Below are 16,091 nucleotides of genomic sequence, written 5' to 3'. Positions count from 1 at the left end.
TCTATCTCAGATGCTCTCACTCCCGGAAGACTGGGACTACACCCTCAAGGGACTTTCCATGATCAACCGGGAGAGTATCGATGCCATCCGGGAAGCAGTCCGTGAACTGGAACGGGCAGGATACATCGTCCGAACCAGAGAGAGAAATGAGTTTGGTCACCTTAAGGGTACAGACTACACGATTTATGAAAAGCCTCACCTGGCGACAAATTCTACAGAAAACATGGAGCCAATATCGGAGAAGCCAGTATTGGAAAGACCAATGTTGGAAAATCCAATCTTGGATAATCCAGTGTTGGATAATCCAGTGTTGGAAAAACCTACGTTGGGAAATCCAACGCAATTAAATACTAAGAAAACAAATAAAGATCCATTAATGACTAAGCGATTAAGTAAACATCCATCAATCCCTGATCCATCAAGAGAAGCCACGATCGTGAAGGATGAGATGAGATTGGATGCTCAATCCATTAAAGAAACCATCCAGGAGAAAATCGAATACAGGTTTATTGTTCAGCGTTATGACAAAGATCGTCTGGATGAAATCGTGGACCTGATGGTGGAGACCCTTTGTTCCAAGCGAGACTACATCACCGTTGCCGGGGATGAATACCCGGCATCACTGGTCAAGGAACGGCTGCAGCGAATCGACAGCACTCACATCGAATATGTCTTTGAATGCCTGGATAAAAACACCACCTTCATCCGGAATATCAAGAAATATCTGCTGACAACGTTATTCAATGCCCCATCCACCATCGATAGCTATTATACAGCTCTGGTGAAGCATGATCTTTACGGAGCAGGTTCCCACTTTTACGAGGATCTAGGGAGTCTTATTAAGCCCGGCAAATAAGATGGGGTTTATTTTCATGCAATTTTCGCAAATCAAATTAGCACGATAATCAAATTTCAAAGTTTCATCTGGCCAAAAGAAACTGATTCAAAAGTTCATCTTTTCCGAAAGGAGTTACTCAAAATGAAAAGACCTCTCGCCTATATTACGGCTTCCTGGGGCGTTGATCCAACTGAGAATACGGAGATCGCCGCCAAATACAGCAGGAAAGTATTTGATGCTGGCTACAGTCCGATATGTCCAATTCTGATGCTTTCAACTTTCATTGATGACGGCATCCCCCAGGAGCATAAGGACAGACAGGACATTGAGCTCGATTACCTCAGACGCTCCAACGTCCTCGTAGTCTGCGGTTCCCGGATCGACGAAGCCGTGAAAAACGACATTGCCATCGCTGAACGCTATCGAATCCCAGCAACAACCTTAAGCGGAATCCTGACCGTTAAAAGCCACGGTCAGAAGACTCCCAAATAGCATAATTCCTGATTATGCACAAAACATTGGAAAAAAGGAATGTTTCGTGCAATTTCAAAAACAGAAAAGGAGAAGAAATCTATGGACGTATTGATTGTTGAACCTGAAAAAGCGCCGCGTATGGCCAGTATCACCGGTGACCTGAACTCCCTGCAGCAGGTTGTCGGCGGCTACATCGAAGCCGTCTATCCCTATGATGATCCGGTTGCCATTGTCTGTCATGAAGAAGGCAAGCTCATAGGCCTCCCTCTTAACCGAAAACTTGAGGACTACGACATTATCGCAGGAACCTTTATCATCTGTGGGCTTGGCGAAGAGGATTTTGATTCCCTCACACCAGAACTGGCCGAGAAGTACCGCGAGAAATTTGCAGATCCGGAGATTTTCATGAAGATGGGCAACCGCATCGTCGCCATCCCCATCAAGCCCAAGGATGAGCTTTATGTGGCCAAACCAAAGCAGAAGTCCACGGAACCGGAGCTCTAAATCATTCAGAGCTTTACGAGTTTACTTATTTCAAATGCGAGATACGTATTTTGTAATTGAATTCACCTAACCATGAAAGGAGGAGTTTTCATGCAGGAAGAAGTGGAAAACAGGACCGTTGCCCTGGCAGTCAGTACCACCCGAATGACCGGTCGTGTTCTGAAGGCCGCACTCATCAAGCTCTTGGCTGAAATGAAGAAGAGCCGGGACAGTCCGCCGCAGATCCCCCACGGCAAGCAGTCTGTAAAAGAGCTCATCGGTCAGAATGCCGGAGTCTCAAATATTGAGATCACGGATAAAAACATCAAATCCTTTGAACAGGTTGCCAGAAAGTATGGCGTAGACTATGCCCTCAAAAAGGACACTACCGGTGAGAAGCCTAAGTATCTGGTCTTTTTCAAAGCCAGAGATGCCGATGCCCTCACCGCTGCGTTTACAGAATACACGGCGAAGGTCCTCAAGAAGGACAAGCAGCCTTCCATCCTGGAGCAGCTTGTCAAATTCAAAGCGCTTGTTCAAACCAAGGTTATGGACAAGGTAAAAAACAAAGACAAGGAGCTGACGCGATGACAGGAAAAATCAAGCGGATGTTCCTTCTAAACCTCCCCTATGTTCTCATAGCGCTAGGTGCGACCAAGATTGGTGAAGCCTGGCGCTTTTCTGTTGGAGTAGATATTTCTCAGAAGGTACTTCACCTGATGGAGGGTTTTATACTGGCCTTTCATTCCCCCTGGCCAAGCCTGCTCCCACAGGACCTGATCTTGGGCATTGGGATGGCTTGTGGCATCAAGCTCGCAGTCTATGTGAAAGGCAGGAACGCCAAGAAGTACCGTAAAAATATCAAATACGGCTCAGCCCGCTGGGGCAGACCTGAAGACATCAAGCCCTTTATCGATCCAACCTTTCGCAACAACGTCATCCTCACGGAGACGGAGCACCTGACCATGAACAACCGGCCCAAGGACCCAAGGCTCGCACGGAACAAGAATGTCATGGTGGTGGGCGGTTCAGGCTCTGGTAAGACGAGGTTCTGGCTTAAGCCCAATCTCATGCAGTGCCATTCCAGCTACGTGGTCACTGATCCGAAGGGCAGCGTCGTCGTGGAATGCGGTAATCTTCTCTTGCGGGAAGGCTACAAGATCAAGATCCTCAACACCATCAACTTCAGCAAATCCATGCGCTATAACCCCTTTGCCTACATCCGCAGTGAGAAGGATATCCTGAAGCTGGTGACAGCACTTATTGCCAACACCAAGGGTGAAGGCAAGGCCGGTGATGACTTCTGGGTCAAGGCAGAAACCCTGCTCTATACCGCACTCATGGGATATATCCACTATGAAGCACCAGAGAGTGAGCGTAATTTTTCTACTCTCATCGAGCTCATCAATGCTTCCGAGGTCCGTGAGGACAATGAAGACTTTCAGAACCCGGTGGATTTGATGTTTGCCGCTCTGGAGGAACGAGACTCGGAGCATTTTGCCGTTCGGCAGTACAAGAAGTACAAGCTGGCTGCCGGTAAGACTGCCAAATCAATCCTTATCAGCTGCGGGGCCCGTCTAGCGCCTTTTGACATTAAAGAACTCAGAGACCTGACGGCCTATGACGAAATGGAACTGGATGCACTGGGTGATCGGAAAACAGCGCTGTTCATTATCATCAGCGACACGGACGACACCTTCAACTTCCTGGTTTCCATGGCTTATACGCAGCTCTTCAATCTGCTATGCGACAAGGCAGATGACGTCTATGGCGGACGTCTGCCTGTACATGTGCGCTGTCTCATTGATGAGGCGGCGAATATCGGTCAAATTCCCAAGCTGGAAAAGCTGGTAGCCACCATCCGAAGTCGGGAGATCTCGGCTTGCCTGGTGCTGCAGGCTCAATCCCAGCTGAAGGCTCTCTACAAGGATCACTGCGACACCATTATCGGCAATATGGACAGCACGATCTTTCTGGGCGGTAAGGAGCGCACCACATTAAAGGAGCTTTCAGAAACCCTTGGGAAGGAGACCATCGACACCTTTAACACCGGGGAAAGCCGAGGCCGTGAGGTTTCCCACAGTCTGAACTATCAGAAACTCGGAAAGGAGTTGATGAGCATCGACGAACTGGCTGTACTGGATGGTGGAAAATGCATTTTGCAGCTGCGCGGGGTACGGCCATTTCTCTCCAACAAGTACGACATCACGAAGCACCCGAACTACAAGTATCTCTCGGATGCGGACCCGCGAAACGCCTTCAACATCGAAAAGTATCTGTCCACCCGTCTAAAACCCAAACCGGATGAAATCTATGAGGTCTATCACATGGATCTGTCCGCCGAACCCGAAGCCGCCGAATGAGCGGCTTTTTCATCTCAAAATTTAAAATAATGGAGGTCAATCAATGGAATTCTTTAACAGTGCAGTAGATGTACTTCAAACTCTCGTCGTCGCTCTCGGTGCAGGTCTCGCCATCTGGGGCGTCATCAACCTTCTCGAAGGCTATGGTAACGACAACCCCGGTGCCAAATCCCAGGGCATGAAGCAGCTCATGGCGGGTGGCGGTGTCGCCCTGATCGGCATCGTCCTGGTGCCGCTGCTTTCCGGTCTGTTCGGTTAATCGGGTAGAAAGCGATGGAAAGCATACTCGACAAAATCACCGAATGGCTGAAGACGATGCTTGTCGAAGGCATCATCACAAATTTGTCGGGGATGTTTGATAACGTCAACCAGCAGGTTGGCGAAATCGCAGGTCAAGTGGGATTGACGCCGGCGGCATGGAATGCCGGCGTCTTTTCCATGATCCGCAGCCTCTCCGAAAGCGTCATCATCCCCATCGCGGGCGTGATCCTTGCCTTTGTGATGACCTACGAGCTCATCCAAATGGTCATCGACCGGAATAATCTTCATGACATCGATACCTGGATCTTTTTCAAATGGATCTTTAAAACCTTTGTGGCCGTTCTTCTGGTCACCCATACCTTTGATATCGTCATGGGCATCTTCGATATGGCGCAGTCCGTGGTCAACAGCGCTTCCGGCGTCATATCAGCGGACGCCTCGGTGGATCTGGCCACCACAGTGGCAGACCTTCAGACGCGACTGACCGCCATGGAACTGGGACCGCTCTTCGGACTCTGGTTTCAGAGCCTGTTTATCGGCTTTACCATGCAAGCCCTGAGTATCTGTATCTTCCTGGTTATCTATGGCCGCATGATCGAGATTTATCTTGTCACGTCTGTCGGGCCCATCCCCATGGCCACCATGGTCAACCGGGAATGGGGCGGTATGGGACAGAACTATCTTCGCTCCCTCCTGGCCCTGGCATTCCAGGCTTTTCTCATCATGGTCTGTGTCGGTATCTATGCCGTCCTGGTCCAGAACATTGCCACGGAAACCGACATCATCAAGGCCGTATGGACCACACTCGGTTATACCGTTCTGCTCTGTTTCACCCTGTTCAAGACCGGAAGTCTTGCCAAATCCATCTTTAATGCCCATTAAGCGAAAGGAGAAAAGCCTGTGGCATATGTCCCTGTACCCAAGGATCTGACCAAGATCAAGACCAAGGTGATGCTCAATCTCACCAAGCGTCAACTGATTTCATTTGGCAGCGGTGCTCTTCTGGGAGTCCCGCTGTTTTTTCTTGCCAAGCCCCACATGAGTGTCAGCACAGCAGCTCTGCTCATGGTGTTGTCCATGCTGCCCTTTTTCCTGCTGGCCATGTATGAAAGAAACGGTCAGCCCCTGGAAAAGATCCTATATCAGCTCATTCAGAGCCGATTCATCCGACCGAAGAAGCGGCCCTACCAGACCGACAACTTCTATGCCGCCGTAGAGCGGCAAACCAATCTGGACAAGGAGGTAAAAGCGATTGTCCACCAAGAAAACCATCCAAAGAAAACTCAGCCGCGAAGAAAGAAATCGCATTGAAAGCGCCATCGCCAGAGCCAAGCGTGACAGCAATGTTCCGGCAACTGCCCAGCAGACGATCCCATACCTGCGTATGCATCCCGACGGCATCTGCCAGGCAACGGATGCTCTATATACCAAGACCATTCAGTTTCAGGACATCAACTACCAGCTGGCTCAGAACGAGGACAAGACTGCGATTTTTGATGGCTGGTGTGATTTTCTCAACTACTTTGACAGCTCCATTCGCTTTCAGTTCTCTTTCTTGAATCTGAGCGCCAGCATCGAGGAATTCGAGCAGTCCATCCTGATCCCGGATCAGAACGATGACTTTGATGACATCCGCGAAGAATATGCCAATATGCTCCGAGGTCAGCTGGCCAAAGGCAACAACGGCCTGTCCAAGACCAAGTTCATCACCTTTGGCATCGAAGCGGAGAATCTTCGTACGGCCAAGCCCAGGCTGGAACGCATCGAGAATGATCTGCTTAACAGCTTTAAGCGCCTTGGTGTCGCAGCAGATCCTTTGAGCGGCAAAGACCGCCTGAAGCTTTTGCACAGTATCTACCATCTGGACGGTCAGGAGCGATTTCTCTTTGACTGGGACTGGCTGCCATTATCGGGCCTTTCCACCAAGGACTACATTGCACCCTCATCCTTTGATTTTTCCGAGAGCAGGAACTTTCGGATGGGCAGAAAGCATTGCTCCGTTTCATTCCTGCAGATCCTGGCGCCCGAGCTCAACGACCGCATGCTGGCTGATTTTTTGTCCATGGATAACAGCCTGGTGGTGACGCTCCATATCCAGTCCATCGACCAGACCTCCGCTATCAAGACCATCAAGCGAAAGATCACCGATCTGGACCGGATGAAGATCGAAGAACAGAAGAAGGCCGTCCGTTCCGGCTACGACATGGACATCATCCCGTCAGACCTGGCTACCTACGGCGGCGAAGCCAAGAAGCTGCTTCAGGACCTGCAGAGCCACAATGAGCGCATGTTCCTCATGACCTTTCTTATCATGAATACCGCCGACGGCAAACAGACGCTGGACAACAACATCTTTCAGGCTCAGGGCATTGCCCAGAAATATAACTGTCAGTTGGTACGGCTGGACTTCCAGCAGGAATCCGGCCTCAATTCATCCCTCCCCCTTGGCAACAATCAAATCGAGATCCAACGGGGCCTGACCACCTCCAGCACCGCCATTTTTGTGCCTTTCACCACCCAGGAACTGTTCCAGCGTGAAGGTGAGCCACTGTATTACGGTCTCAATGCGCTGTCCAACAACCTGATCATGGTGGACCGGAAAGCTCTGAAGAATCCCAACGGTCTGATCCTGGGCACCCCTGGCAGCGGTAAGTCCTTTTCTGCCAAGAGAGAAATTGCCAATGCCTTTCTCATCACCCAGGACGACATCACCATCTGCGATCCTGAGGGTGAGTATTACCCCCTGGTGGAGCGCCTGCAGGGCCAGGTCATCAAGATCTCACCTACCAGCGGACATTACATCAATCCCATGGACATCAACCTGAACTACTCCGAGGACGAGAGCCCACTGTCCCTGAAATCCGACTTCATTCTCTCCCTGTGTGAGCTCATCGTCGGCGGCAGAGAGGGCCTCCAGCCCATCGAAAAAACCGTCATCGATCGCTGCGTGCGCATGGTGTATCAGGCCTATCTCAATGAGCCCAATCCGGAGAATGTCCCTATTTTAGGAGACCTGCACCGAATCCTTCTGGAACAGCCGGAGAAGGAAGCTCGGCTCATTGCGACTGCGCTGGAAATCTACGTCAGCGGCTCGCTCAATGTCTTCAACCACCGGACCAACGTGAATATCCAGAACCGCCTGGTCTGCTTTGACATCAAGGAACTGGGCAAGCAGCTGAAAAAGCTGGGCATGCTCATCGTTCAGGATCAGGTTTGGGGCCGCGTGACTGCCAACCGTGCCGAAGGCCGAAGTACTCGCTACTACATCGATGAATTCCATCTGCTGCTCAAGGAGGAATAGACCGCCGCTTACTCCGTGGAGATCTGGAAGCGATTCAGAAAGTGGGGCGGTATCCCGACGGGCATCACCCAGAACGTCAAGGACCTGCTGTCCTCCCGGGAAATCGAGAATATCTTCGAAAACAGCGACTTCGTCTACATGCTGAACCAGGCAGGCGGCGACCGCCAGATCCTGGCCAAGCAGCTCAACATCTCACCTCATCAGCTGTCCTATGTCACCCATTCCGGTGAAGGCGAAGGCCTATTATTTTACGGAAATGTGATCCTGCCCTTTGCAGACCGCTTCCCGAAGGATACCGAGCTTTACCGCATCATGACGACGAAGCCAGCTGAGGTCAAGGGGGTGTGAGATGAGCGCCAAAAAAACCAAACGCACCGTCACCCGGCTTCATTTCTCCAAGGAGGAACGCAGCAGCCCGGAGCTTCAAAAAGTCACTCAGGAGGCAGATAAGGCTGCGAATAAGCTGGAGAAAGCAGCAAAAAAGGGCAAGGCAGAATCGCTGGGAACCCACGAGACGAGCATTTCCTTTGCTCCCATGAAAAAACCAGTGAAGCTGCAGTTTGATGAGCTTCAGGTGAAGAAAACACCCTTGGCTTTGAAGTCTGCAGCGGCAGCCTTGCCCGCTGCAGAGGTCCACCGGCAGATCGCCAGATCCGAAGATGACAATGTTGGTGTGGAAGCTGCCCACCGCCTTGAAGGAACCGCTGAAGGCACCGTCCGGACCGCGCAGAATGCGCACCGCTCCCATGCGCTGAAAGCGGAGCGAAAATCCCTGAAGGCGGAGAAGAAACTGGACCAGGCCAACGTCAGCCTGCTTCAAAAACGGGCAGCCAGTGAACAGCCGCTCTTATCGACCAATCCCTTATCCCGCTGGCAGCAAAAGCAGGCCATCAAGAAGGAATACGCTGCTGCCAAAGCAGGAAAAGGTGCGGATACTGTTCAGAAGACGGGCCAAACCACCGTGAAGACCACGAAAAAAGCGAAGGAGGTGCTGGAGAAGGCGGCCGCTTTCGTTGCCCGGCACAGCAAGGTTTTTCTGGGCATTATCGGCATCTTCTTTGTTGTCATGCTGATTTTAAATACCTTTGCCAGCTGCTCCCAGATGGCCGTAGGTGGGCTCAATGCCTTTCTCACGACGTCCTACACCGCATCCGACGAGGACATCACTGCCGCCGACCTGGAGTACACCAGGCTGGAGGGAGAGCTGCAGTATGACCTGCTCAACATCGAACGGGATTATCCCGGCTTTGATGAATACCGCTACACGGTTGATCCCATCGGCCATGATCCTCATGAGCTGATGGCCTACCTGACGGCGAGGTTCGAAGACTTCACCTATGCGGAGGTCGAGGCTGAGCTGAGATCGCTCTTTTCCTCCATGTACAACTTAAGCATCACAGAGACCGTCGAAGTGCGATACCGTACCGAAACCCGTTACCGGACCTATACCGTGACCGATCCGGAAACCGGTGAGATCCAGACCATCCGCGAAAGCTATGAAGTGGAGGTCCCATATAGCTTTTACATCCTGAACATCAACCTGAGCAGCCAGTCCCTGTACTCCGTGGTCTATCCCCGCATGAGCGCCGACCAGCGGGAAATGTATCTCGTGTACATGGATACCAAAGGCAACAAGCAGTATTTCGGCAATCCCTTTACCTTCAATTGGCAAAGCCATGTCACCAGTCTTTACGGCTGGCGGGTCCATCCCATCACGGATCGGCTGCAGATCCACCGTGGGCTCGATCTGGGCGTAGCTTTGGGCACACCGATCCAGTCCATCCATGACGGCGAAGTGGTCCGAGTCGGCTACGATGCCAGCGGCTATGGCAACTATGTGGTCATTGCGGACAAGGACAGCTACCGCAGCACCTATGCCCACTGCTCCAGCATTCTGGTCACAGAAGGCCAAAATATACTTCGGGGACAGACTATCGCCAAGGCCGGAAGCACCGGTGCCAGCACCGGCAGCCATCTGCACCTGGAACTGACGTTAAACGGCCAGTATCTCAATCCCTATTTCTTCATCGAGGGGACTGACCCCTACACCCCGCCAGCCGTCGGTGGCACAAATGGCGCTTACACCGATTACGACATCCCGTCGGATGCGCTGTCAGATCCTACCTTCGCTGCCCTGATCAAGGAAGCTAAAAAGTATCTGGGTTATCCCTATGTTTGGGGAGGCTCCACACCATCGACGTCTTTTGATTGCTCCGGCTTTGTCTGCTGGGTATTCAAAAATTCCGGTGTCTATCCGCTCTCCCGGACTACTGCCCAGGGCATCTTTGACCAGTGCGCCATCATCCCACCCTCGGAGGCCAAGCCAGGCGACATTGTGTTTTTCACCGGCACTTACGACAGTATCGGTCCAGTTTCCCATGTGGCCATCTACGTGGGCGACGGGATGATGATCCACGCCGGAAACCCCATCCAGTACGCCTCCATGAACACCTCGTATTTCCAATCCCATTTTTACGCCTTCGGGCGTTTGCCAAGGAGGTAACCATGAATCCAAAGATCCAAAAACTGACGGAGGAGATCGATAAGATCACCCATCGAATCAAAAGCCTTGAGACCAGACTCATTGAGCTTAAGGCACAAAAGGACGAGCTGGAGAAGACCGAGATCGTCGAAATGGTCCGCAGCGTCTCCGCGACTCCAGAAGAGCTGGCCGCATTCATCAGGGCGTTTCGCGAAACAGGCGGAGCGCCTAATCATTTCAAAACACAGGAGGATAACGTCAATGAAAATGAGTAAGAAATGGCCTCGTGCTTCAGCCCTACTGCTGGTCATGATGCTTTGCCTTTCTGTCTTCTCGGTCCCGGCTTATGCCAAGACCGATGAATCTAAAGCGATCACGGCAAGCTCTGATCCGATAGAGGAAGCTCTGATGCCGACTGCCGAGCCCGCAGCCTCGGAGCCCGTCAAAGAAACTGAACCGGAAGCAGCTGTGCCCCTGACTCCGGAAGGCAATCTGACCATTGTGGATGACCTGGAAGGTGAACAGACCGAGGACAAGCAGTTCATTACGGTCAAAACCAAAGCGGGCAACACCTTCTATCTGATCATCGACCGGGCCGGTAAGGAAAATAACGTCTACTTCCTGAACCTGGTGGATGAAGCAGACCTCAGAGCCCTGATGGAGGAAGACGGCACCCTGGAGCCACTGCCGGGTGAAGGTGCCGTTCCAACCGTTCCCGAGCCGGAACCCGAACCTACACCGGAGCCAGAAACGGAAGTCGAGGAACCCGTACCTGCAAAAATCATGAATCCTTTACCGATCGTCGTGGTCCTTCTGATTCTTCTGGGCGGCGGCGGACTGTGGTACTTCAAGCTGAGAAAGCCCAAGCCAAGCGTCAAGGGAAGCAGCCATCTGGATGAGTACAGCTTTGATGATGACGACTATGAAGAAAAACTGCTAGTTGAAGAGGATCAGGAAGCTTTCGAATCGGAGCGTGATGACGAATGACGCATTTTACGGACAGTCCCTTTGAACGACTGATGAAGCAAAAGCCCCGGCAGCGGCAGGAGAAGCTCTCTCCTGTCTTGCCCAAGACCCATCCCTGCCATGGCTGCAGCTACCTGCAGGGAAACTGCTGTACTGGTGTCTGTTACCGTGAGCTGATCCTCCCCCACAAGAAAAGGAAGGTGGACAAATGAGACTGGTGATCGCAGAAAAACCAAGTGTGGCCCAGTCTATTGCCTCTGTGCTGGGAGCAAACAACCGAAAGGACGGCTATCTGGAAGGAACGGATGTCCTGGTTTCCTGGTGCGTCGGCCATCTTGTGGAACTCTCACCGGCAGATGTCTACGACGAGCGCTTTGGCAAATGGCGCTTCGAGGATCTGCCGATCCTTCCGGAGCCATGGAAATACCAGATACCCAAGGACAAGCAAAAGCAATTCAAAATCCTGAAAAGCCTGCTGGGTGAAGCCCGAGTGACGGAGATCATCTGCGCCACGGATGCCGGACGTGAAGGGGAACTGATCTTCCGTCTGGTCTATCGCCAGGCGGGATGTCAGAAACCGGTGAAGCGCCTATGGATTAGCTCCATGGAGGATCAGGCCATCAGCGAAGGTTTCAAGAAACTAAAGCCCAGCCAGGAATATGATCCGCTCTATCAATCTGCCCTCTGTCGGGCACAGGCGGATTGGCTGATTGGAATCAACGCAACGAGACTCTTTTCTGTTTTGTATCGTCAGACCCTTAATGTTGGACGCGTCATGTCTCCCACGCTGTCCATGATCGTGGATCGCTGGTCCGCCATTCAGGATTTCAGATCCGAGCCATTCTACACCGTTGTACTGAAACTCCCCGGTTTTGAGGCAGCCAGTGAAAAGCTGAAGATCAAGGCCGAGGCTGAAAAACTCCTGGCTCAATGCCATGGAAAGTCCGCCGCAGTCACTGAAGTAAGGACCCAGGAGAAGGCGGAAAAACCGCCTAAGCTCTATGATCTGACCACCCTGCAGCGGGAAGCCAACCGACTTCTTGGCTACACGGCCCAGCAAACGCTGGATTATGCCCAAAGCCTCTATGAAAAAAAGCTCATCACCTATCCCCGAACCGACAGCCGCTACCTGACGGCTGACATGGCGCAGTCCACTGCAGACGTCATTCAGTCAGCACTTTTCCTTTTGCCAGAGAAATTGACGAAGGGATATTCGACGGATCTAAAGCAATTGCTGAATGATTCCAAGGTCAGCGACCATCACGCCATCATCCCGACCCATGCACTGAAGGAAAATATCCTGGAGAGTCTGCCCAAGGGCGAGCAGGAGCTCTTAAAGCTACTGGCTATCCGCCTCATCACAGCTGCTGGAGAAGCTCATCGCTATTCTGAAACGACGGTTGCGCTGGACTGCTCTGGCCAACAATTCACCGCCAAGGGAAAGACGATCCTGCAGTCGGGCTGGAAGTCTGTGGAGGAGCATTATCGCAGCACGATTACCACTCGAAAAACGGAAAAGAAAGCAGAAACCCCGCTGCCCAGACTGGAAAAGGATCAGCACTTTGATTCGGTTTCCGTCCGGCTGGAGGAGGGAAAAACCACCCCGCCCAAGCTGTTTACCGAGGATACGCTGCTCTCTGCCATGGAGAATGCTGGCCTGGAGAACCTTCCAGAGGATGCTGAGCGAAAAGGTCTGGGGACTCCGGCCACACGGGCAGGCATCCTGGAAAAGCTGATCAAGACTGAGCTAGTGGAACGCCACGGCGACAAAAAGCTCAAGACCTTGCAGCCCACCCATAAGGGAGTTGCTCTGGCCACGATCCTGCCGGAGCAGATCAAATCCCCACAGATGACGGCGGAATGGGAGGAAAAGCTGAAGCGCATCGAAAAGGGACAGCTCTCTCCTGAAATCTTCATGACGGAGATCTCTCAGCACCTGAAAGATCTGGTCGGAACCTATCGGGCGGTCTCTGAAGCCCCCGGCGAGCTGGCCTTAAATCCGGAAAGCATCGGTTCCTGCCCCCGTTGCGGAGATCAGGTGCTGGAAGGGGAACGTCGCTTTTTCTGCCAGAACAAAACCTGTACATTCGCTCTGTGGAAAGAGAATCGTTTCTTCAAGGACAAGAAAAAAGTCCTGACTCGCGAGGTAGCTGCTGCTCTTCTTCAGGAAGGCAGCATCCTGATGAAAAACCTGTATTCGCCCAAGACGCAAAAGACCTATGATGCCCGAATCATCATGGAGGATACCGGCGGCAAGTACGTCAATTTCAGGCTGGAATTCTCGCCCGGTGAAACCAAGGATAAGCACAAAACATCGACAAAATCCAAGGAAAGGATGGAAAAATCATGAATGTCAAAGAACGGATCAGGGCTCTCCTCGGCATTGAGGTGAGCACGGATAATCTGCTGGAGCTATGGGAGAATCCGGAGAAATACGTTTCAACGCCGGAAGATGCCGACAAACTGGGAGATCTGTTTCTCTTAGTTGAGATGATGGCCGAGCTGGAGGTGGATAGCGATGAACAACACGGATGAACTTCGCTATGTCCAGGCCTTTGCCCGTATCATCGGCGTCAAGGAGGATGACGCGCTTGAATACGCCCAGAGAAAAGGCATCGGCGCTTTGGTGGAGAATGCCACACAGCTTTTAAGCACGCCAGCTCAGCGGGAAAAGCATCAGGCCTTTCTGGATCTTTACCGCATGAGCAGCGGTATCAACTCGAAAAACCCGGTCATTAATTCACCAGATGCGGCAGCGGCCTTCTTTCGCTCGGTGATGGATCAGGTCCATGACAAAGAAGCCTTTGTCGTGGCCTTCCTCAATACCAAAAACCGCGTCATCGACCATGAGGTCGTATCCCTGGGGACCATCAACAGTTCCATTGTCCATCCCAGAGAGGTCTTCCGAAATGCCATCGTCAATAAGGCTAATGCGGTAATCCTTTGTCATAACCACCCATCCGGTGATCTGACGCCAAGCGCCGAAGACCTCACCGTGACGAAAAGACTGAAGGAAACGGGCAATCTTTTGGGCATCCAGGTGCTGGACCACCTGATCATCAATGGGATCAATCAGCAGGATCACTACTCCTTCCAGGCCCACGGCGTGCTGGAAGCACCCGCAGCTTACGGCCAAAAGGAAGCTGTCAGGGAATCCTCAGCTCAGGCGACATCCGGGAAAAACATCAAGGATGGCCTCAAGGAAATCACGGACAAACTGGAACAAGGCATCCGTGATTTCTTCAGCGGCGACAAATACCAAGACTACCTGCGTACCATGTCAAGGTTCCATCATTATTCCCTGAATAATACGATCCTGATTGCCATACAAAAACCAGATGCCACACTAGTGGCTGGATATAATCGCTGGCAGGATCAGTTCCAGCGCAATGTCCTGAAGGGTGAAAAAGGCATCCGCATCATTGCCCCAGCCCCTGTCAAAACGAAAAAGGAAGTTGAAAAGCTTGATCCTGTTACTCAGAAACCCCTGCGGGATGTCACTGGCAAGACACTGACGGAGGAAGTGGAGATCAAGATCCCCCGTTTCCGGGTCGTCTCTGTCTTTGATGTCTCCCAGACAGACGGGAAGCCCCTTCCCCAGCTGGCGAGTACTTTGACGGGCGATGTCAAGCAATATGATGTCTTCATGGAGGCTCTGAAGCGATCCTCCCCGGTTCCCATCTTCTTTGAAGCCATGTCTGCCAGCACCGACGGCTATTTTAGCCAGGACAGGCAAAAGATTGCCATTCGGGAAGACATGAGCGAGATCCAGACAGTCTCTGCGGCTATCCATGAGATCGCCCACGCCAAGCTTCATAATCTGAAGCCTGACCAGGAAAAGAATCACAGAGAAGATGAGAAAGCACCGGATAAACCCAAGGATCGAAGAACTGAAGAAGTGGAGGCAGAAAGTGTTTCCTTTGCAGTATGCGCCTATTATGGCATTGCAACCGACGAAAACAGCTTTGGTTACATCGCTGCCTGGAGCAAGGACAAGGATCTGCCTGAACTGAAGGCTTCCCTGGAGACCATCAGCAAGACTTCAGCAGAGCTAATCGATGACATCGACCGCCATTTTAAGGAAATCACCCAGGAGCGCGGGATTTCTGCAGCTGACATAGAAAAGCAAAACGAAAAGACGGAGACTGATGAGAATCCTTCTCCTCGCCTGCAGGAGGTGGAATTCCTCACAGGTCCGGATGACACCTATGCCGTCTATCAGCTGAGAAACGATGAGAATCTGCGAAACCATCAATTTGAGAGCCTGTATCACCTGCAGAAGCTTGGTCTGACTGTGGACTATAAGAATTATGATCTGACCTATACCGGTCATTTTGAGGCGGCTTCGGACACAAACGGGACGCTGAACGACATCTATGAAAAGTTCAATGAAGACCGACCCAAGGACTTCACAGGGCATAGCCTATCCATGAGCGATGTCATTGTCTTGAAGCAACACGGTGACTACACGGCTCATTATGTGGATGCCATCGGCTTCAAGGAAGTGCCGGAGTTCATCAAACCCATCAACTCCTTGCGGAGCATCGAGGATACGGTGGAGCAAAATGACAATCAATTTGATGGACTGATCAATAACGTCCCTACCAAAGATTCGGATAAGACCAGAGAGGCTGTCGAAGGTCGTGAAGAGAAAAAGCCACAGAAGGAATCGGTAAAGCAGCGGCTGAAAAAGTCTTCTGAAAAACCAGAGCTCAGCAAAACGCCGCCTCACAAAACTGCAGAAATGGAGAGATAAAGATGGATAGATTCAGTATTGAAGAGCTTAACCTCATGTGTATTTATGATACCGGCACCCGGTCCGGTCTGATTGCAGGACTTGAAAAAATCGACCTGGAGCTTGCCCCTGACGACGCGGAACTCTCCGAACTTATCCAAAGTGCCTTGAAGAAGCTGACGGCCATG

At 51.8% G+C, this 16,091-nt stretch carries 16 protein-coding genes and 3 pseudogenes; 18 read left to right on the top strand and 1 reads right to left on the bottom strand.

Going from position 1 to position 16,091, the window contains the following annotated elements; all coding sequences use genetic code 11:
- Window positions 1–195: 195 nt before the first annotated feature.
- Complete coding sequence (locus RTX25_RS14615; protein WP_397428544.1) at window positions 196–432, bottom strand: hypothetical protein; 237 nt, start codon at window positions 430–432, stop codon at window positions 196–198.
- Here RTX25_RS14615 and RTX25_RS14610 point away from each other — a divergent pair.
- From RTX25_RS14610 to RTX25_RS10035, 18 genes and pseudogenes are all read left to right on the top strand, one after another.
- The gene (locus RTX25_RS14610; protein ID WP_397428543.1) at window positions 377–856 is read left to right on the top strand and encodes a DUF6017 domain-containing protein; all 480 of its coding nucleotides are present in this window, start codon (window positions 377–379) and stop codon (window positions 854–856) included. The genes RTX25_RS14615 and RTX25_RS14610 overlap by 56 nt on opposite strands.
- 123 nt (window positions 857–979) lie before the next feature.
- Window positions 980–1,330, top strand: coding sequence for a hypothetical protein (locus tag RTX25_RS10105; RefSeq protein WP_211802754.1), 351 nt, complete (start codon window positions 980–982; stop codon window positions 1,328–1,330).
- A gap of 81 nt (window positions 1,331–1,411) precedes the next feature.
- Window positions 1,412–1,816, top strand: coding sequence for a DUF3846 domain-containing protein (locus RTX25_RS10100; RefSeq protein WP_312653286.1), 405 nt, complete (start codon window positions 1,412–1,414; stop codon window positions 1,814–1,816).
- 90 nt (window positions 1,817–1,906) lie between these two features.
- Window positions 1,907–2,386, top strand: a complete 480-nt coding sequence (locus RTX25_RS10095) for a PcfB family protein (protein WP_312653284.1) — start codon at window positions 1,907–1,909, stop codon at window positions 2,384–2,386.
- Window positions 2,383–4,158, top strand: a complete 1,776-nt coding sequence (locus tag RTX25_RS10090; protein WP_312653282.1) for a VirD4-like conjugal transfer protein, CD1115 family — start codon at window positions 2,383–2,385, stop codon at window positions 4,156–4,158. Before RTX25_RS10095 ends, RTX25_RS10090 begins: the two co-directional genes overlap by 4 nt.
- A gap of 43 nt (window positions 4,159–4,201) precedes the next feature.
- Window positions 4,202–4,417, top strand: coding sequence for a Maff2 family mobile element protein (locus RTX25_RS10085; RefSeq protein WP_084234496.1), 216 nt, complete (start codon window positions 4,202–4,204; stop codon window positions 4,415–4,417).
- A 14-nt stretch (window positions 4,418–4,431) separates the two neighbouring features.
- A complete protein-coding gene (locus tag RTX25_RS10080; protein ID WP_213690430.1) occupies window positions 4,432–5,301 on the top strand; it encodes a VirB6/TrbL-like conjugal transfer protein, CD1112 family in 870 nt (289 codons plus the stop codon).
- 18 nt (window positions 5,302–5,319) lie between these two features.
- The gene (locus tag RTX25_RS10075; protein WP_312653270.1) at window positions 5,320–5,730 is read left to right on the top strand and encodes a PrgI family protein; all 411 of its coding nucleotides are present in this window, start codon (window positions 5,320–5,322) and stop codon (window positions 5,728–5,730) included.
- Window positions 5,690–8,068: pseudogene (locus RTX25_RS10070) on the top strand (VirB4-like conjugal transfer ATPase, CD1110 family). Before RTX25_RS10075 ends, RTX25_RS10070 begins: the two are co-directional and overlap by 41 nt.
- A 1-nt stretch (window position 8,069) precedes the next feature.
- Window positions 8,070–10,223, top strand: coding sequence for a CD1108 family mobile element protein (locus RTX25_RS10065; protein ID WP_312653268.1), 2,154 nt, complete (start codon window positions 8,070–8,072; stop codon window positions 10,221–10,223).
- 2 nt (window positions 10,224–10,225) lie between these two features.
- A complete protein-coding gene (locus RTX25_RS10060) occupies window positions 10,226–10,477 on the top strand; it encodes a DUF4315 family protein (protein WP_312653266.1) in 252 nt (83 codons plus the stop codon).
- Window positions 10,464–11,189, top strand: a complete 726-nt coding sequence (locus tag RTX25_RS10055; protein ID WP_312653265.1) for a CD1107 family mobile element protein — start codon at window positions 10,464–10,466, stop codon at window positions 11,187–11,189. Before RTX25_RS10060 ends, RTX25_RS10055 begins: the two co-directional genes overlap by 14 nt.
- 187 nt (window positions 11,190–11,376) lie before the next feature.
- Window positions 11,377–13,518, top strand: coding sequence for a DNA topoisomerase 3 (locus tag RTX25_RS10050; protein WP_312653263.1), 2,142 nt, complete (start codon window positions 11,377–11,379; stop codon window positions 13,516–13,518).
- The gene (locus RTX25_RS10045) at window positions 13,515–13,703 is read left to right on the top strand and encodes a hypothetical protein (RefSeq protein ID WP_312653261.1); all 189 of its coding nucleotides are present in this window, start codon (window positions 13,515–13,517) and stop codon (window positions 13,701–13,703) included. Before RTX25_RS10050 ends, RTX25_RS10045 begins: the two co-directional genes overlap by 4 nt.
- Window positions 13,687–14,268: pseudogene (gene radC, locus RTX25_RS14605) on the top strand (DNA repair protein RadC); the annotation flags it as partial. The gene RTX25_RS10045 and the pseudogene radC, both read left to right, overlap by 17 nt.
- Window positions 14,269–14,355: 87 nt before the next feature.
- A pseudogene (locus tag RTX25_RS14600) lies at window positions 14,356–15,277 on the top strand (ArdC-like ssDNA-binding domain-containing protein); the annotation flags it as partial.
- Between the two features lie 68 nt (window positions 15,278–15,345).
- On the top strand, window positions 15,346–15,924 hold the full coding sequence (locus RTX25_RS14595; protein WP_397428546.1) for a YodL domain-containing protein: 579 nt from the start codon (window positions 15,346–15,348) through the stop codon (window positions 15,922–15,924).
- A gap of 2 nt (window positions 15,925–15,926) precedes the next feature.
- Window positions 15,927–16,091: transposon-transfer assisting family protein (locus RTX25_RS10035; RefSeq protein WP_312653370.1), on the top strand; the 165-nt coding region annotated here is incomplete at its 3' end.

This window comes from Proteiniclasticum sp. (assembly GCF_032054185.1).
GTDB lineage: Bacteria > Bacillota > Clostridia > Clostridiales > Clostridiaceae > Proteiniclasticum.
The sequence above is the reverse complement of the archived record's forward strand: the minus strand, read 5'-3'. Positions and strand labels throughout refer to the sequence as shown.

Coding starts and splice junctions, on each gene's coding strand:
- RTX25_RS10045 (WP_312653261.1), top strand. CDS start 13,515: ATGAATGTCAAAGAACGGATCAGGGCTCTCCTCGGCATTGAGGTGAGC.
- RTX25_RS10105 (WP_211802754.1), top strand. CDS start 980: ATGAAAAGACCTCTCGCCTATATTACGGCTTCCTGGGGCGTTGATCCA.
- RTX25_RS10085 (WP_084234496.1), top strand. CDS start 4,202: ATGGAATTCTTTAACAGTGCAGTAGATGTACTTCAAACTCTCGTCGTC.
- RTX25_RS10055 (WP_312653265.1), top strand. CDS start 10,464: ATGAAAATGAGTAAGAAATGGCCTCGTGCTTCAGCCCTACTGCTGGTC.
- RTX25_RS14610 (WP_397428543.1), top strand. CDS start 377: ATGACTAAGCGATTAAGTAAACATCCATCAATCCCTGATCCATCAAGA.
- RTX25_RS10080 (WP_213690430.1), top strand. CDS start 4,432: ATGGAAAGCATACTCGACAAAATCACCGAATGGCTGAAGACGATGCTT.
- RTX25_RS10050 (WP_312653263.1), top strand. CDS start 11,377: ATGAGACTGGTGATCGCAGAAAAACCAAGTGTGGCCCAGTCTATTGCC.
- RTX25_RS10090 (WP_312653282.1), top strand. CDS start 2,383: ATGACAGGAAAAATCAAGCGGATGTTCCTTCTAAACCTCCCCTATGTT.
- RTX25_RS10095 (WP_312653284.1), top strand. CDS start 1,907: ATGCAGGAAGAAGTGGAAAACAGGACCGTTGCCCTGGCAGTCAGTACC.
- RTX25_RS10100 (WP_312653286.1), top strand. CDS start 1,412: ATGGACGTATTGATTGTTGAACCTGAAAAAGCGCCGCGTATGGCCAGT.
- RTX25_RS10060 (WP_312653266.1), top strand. CDS start 10,226: ATGAATCCAAAGATCCAAAAACTGACGGAGGAGATCGATAAGATCACC.
- RTX25_RS10065 (WP_312653268.1), top strand. CDS start 8,070: ATGAGCGCCAAAAAAACCAAACGCACCGTCACCCGGCTTCATTTCTCC.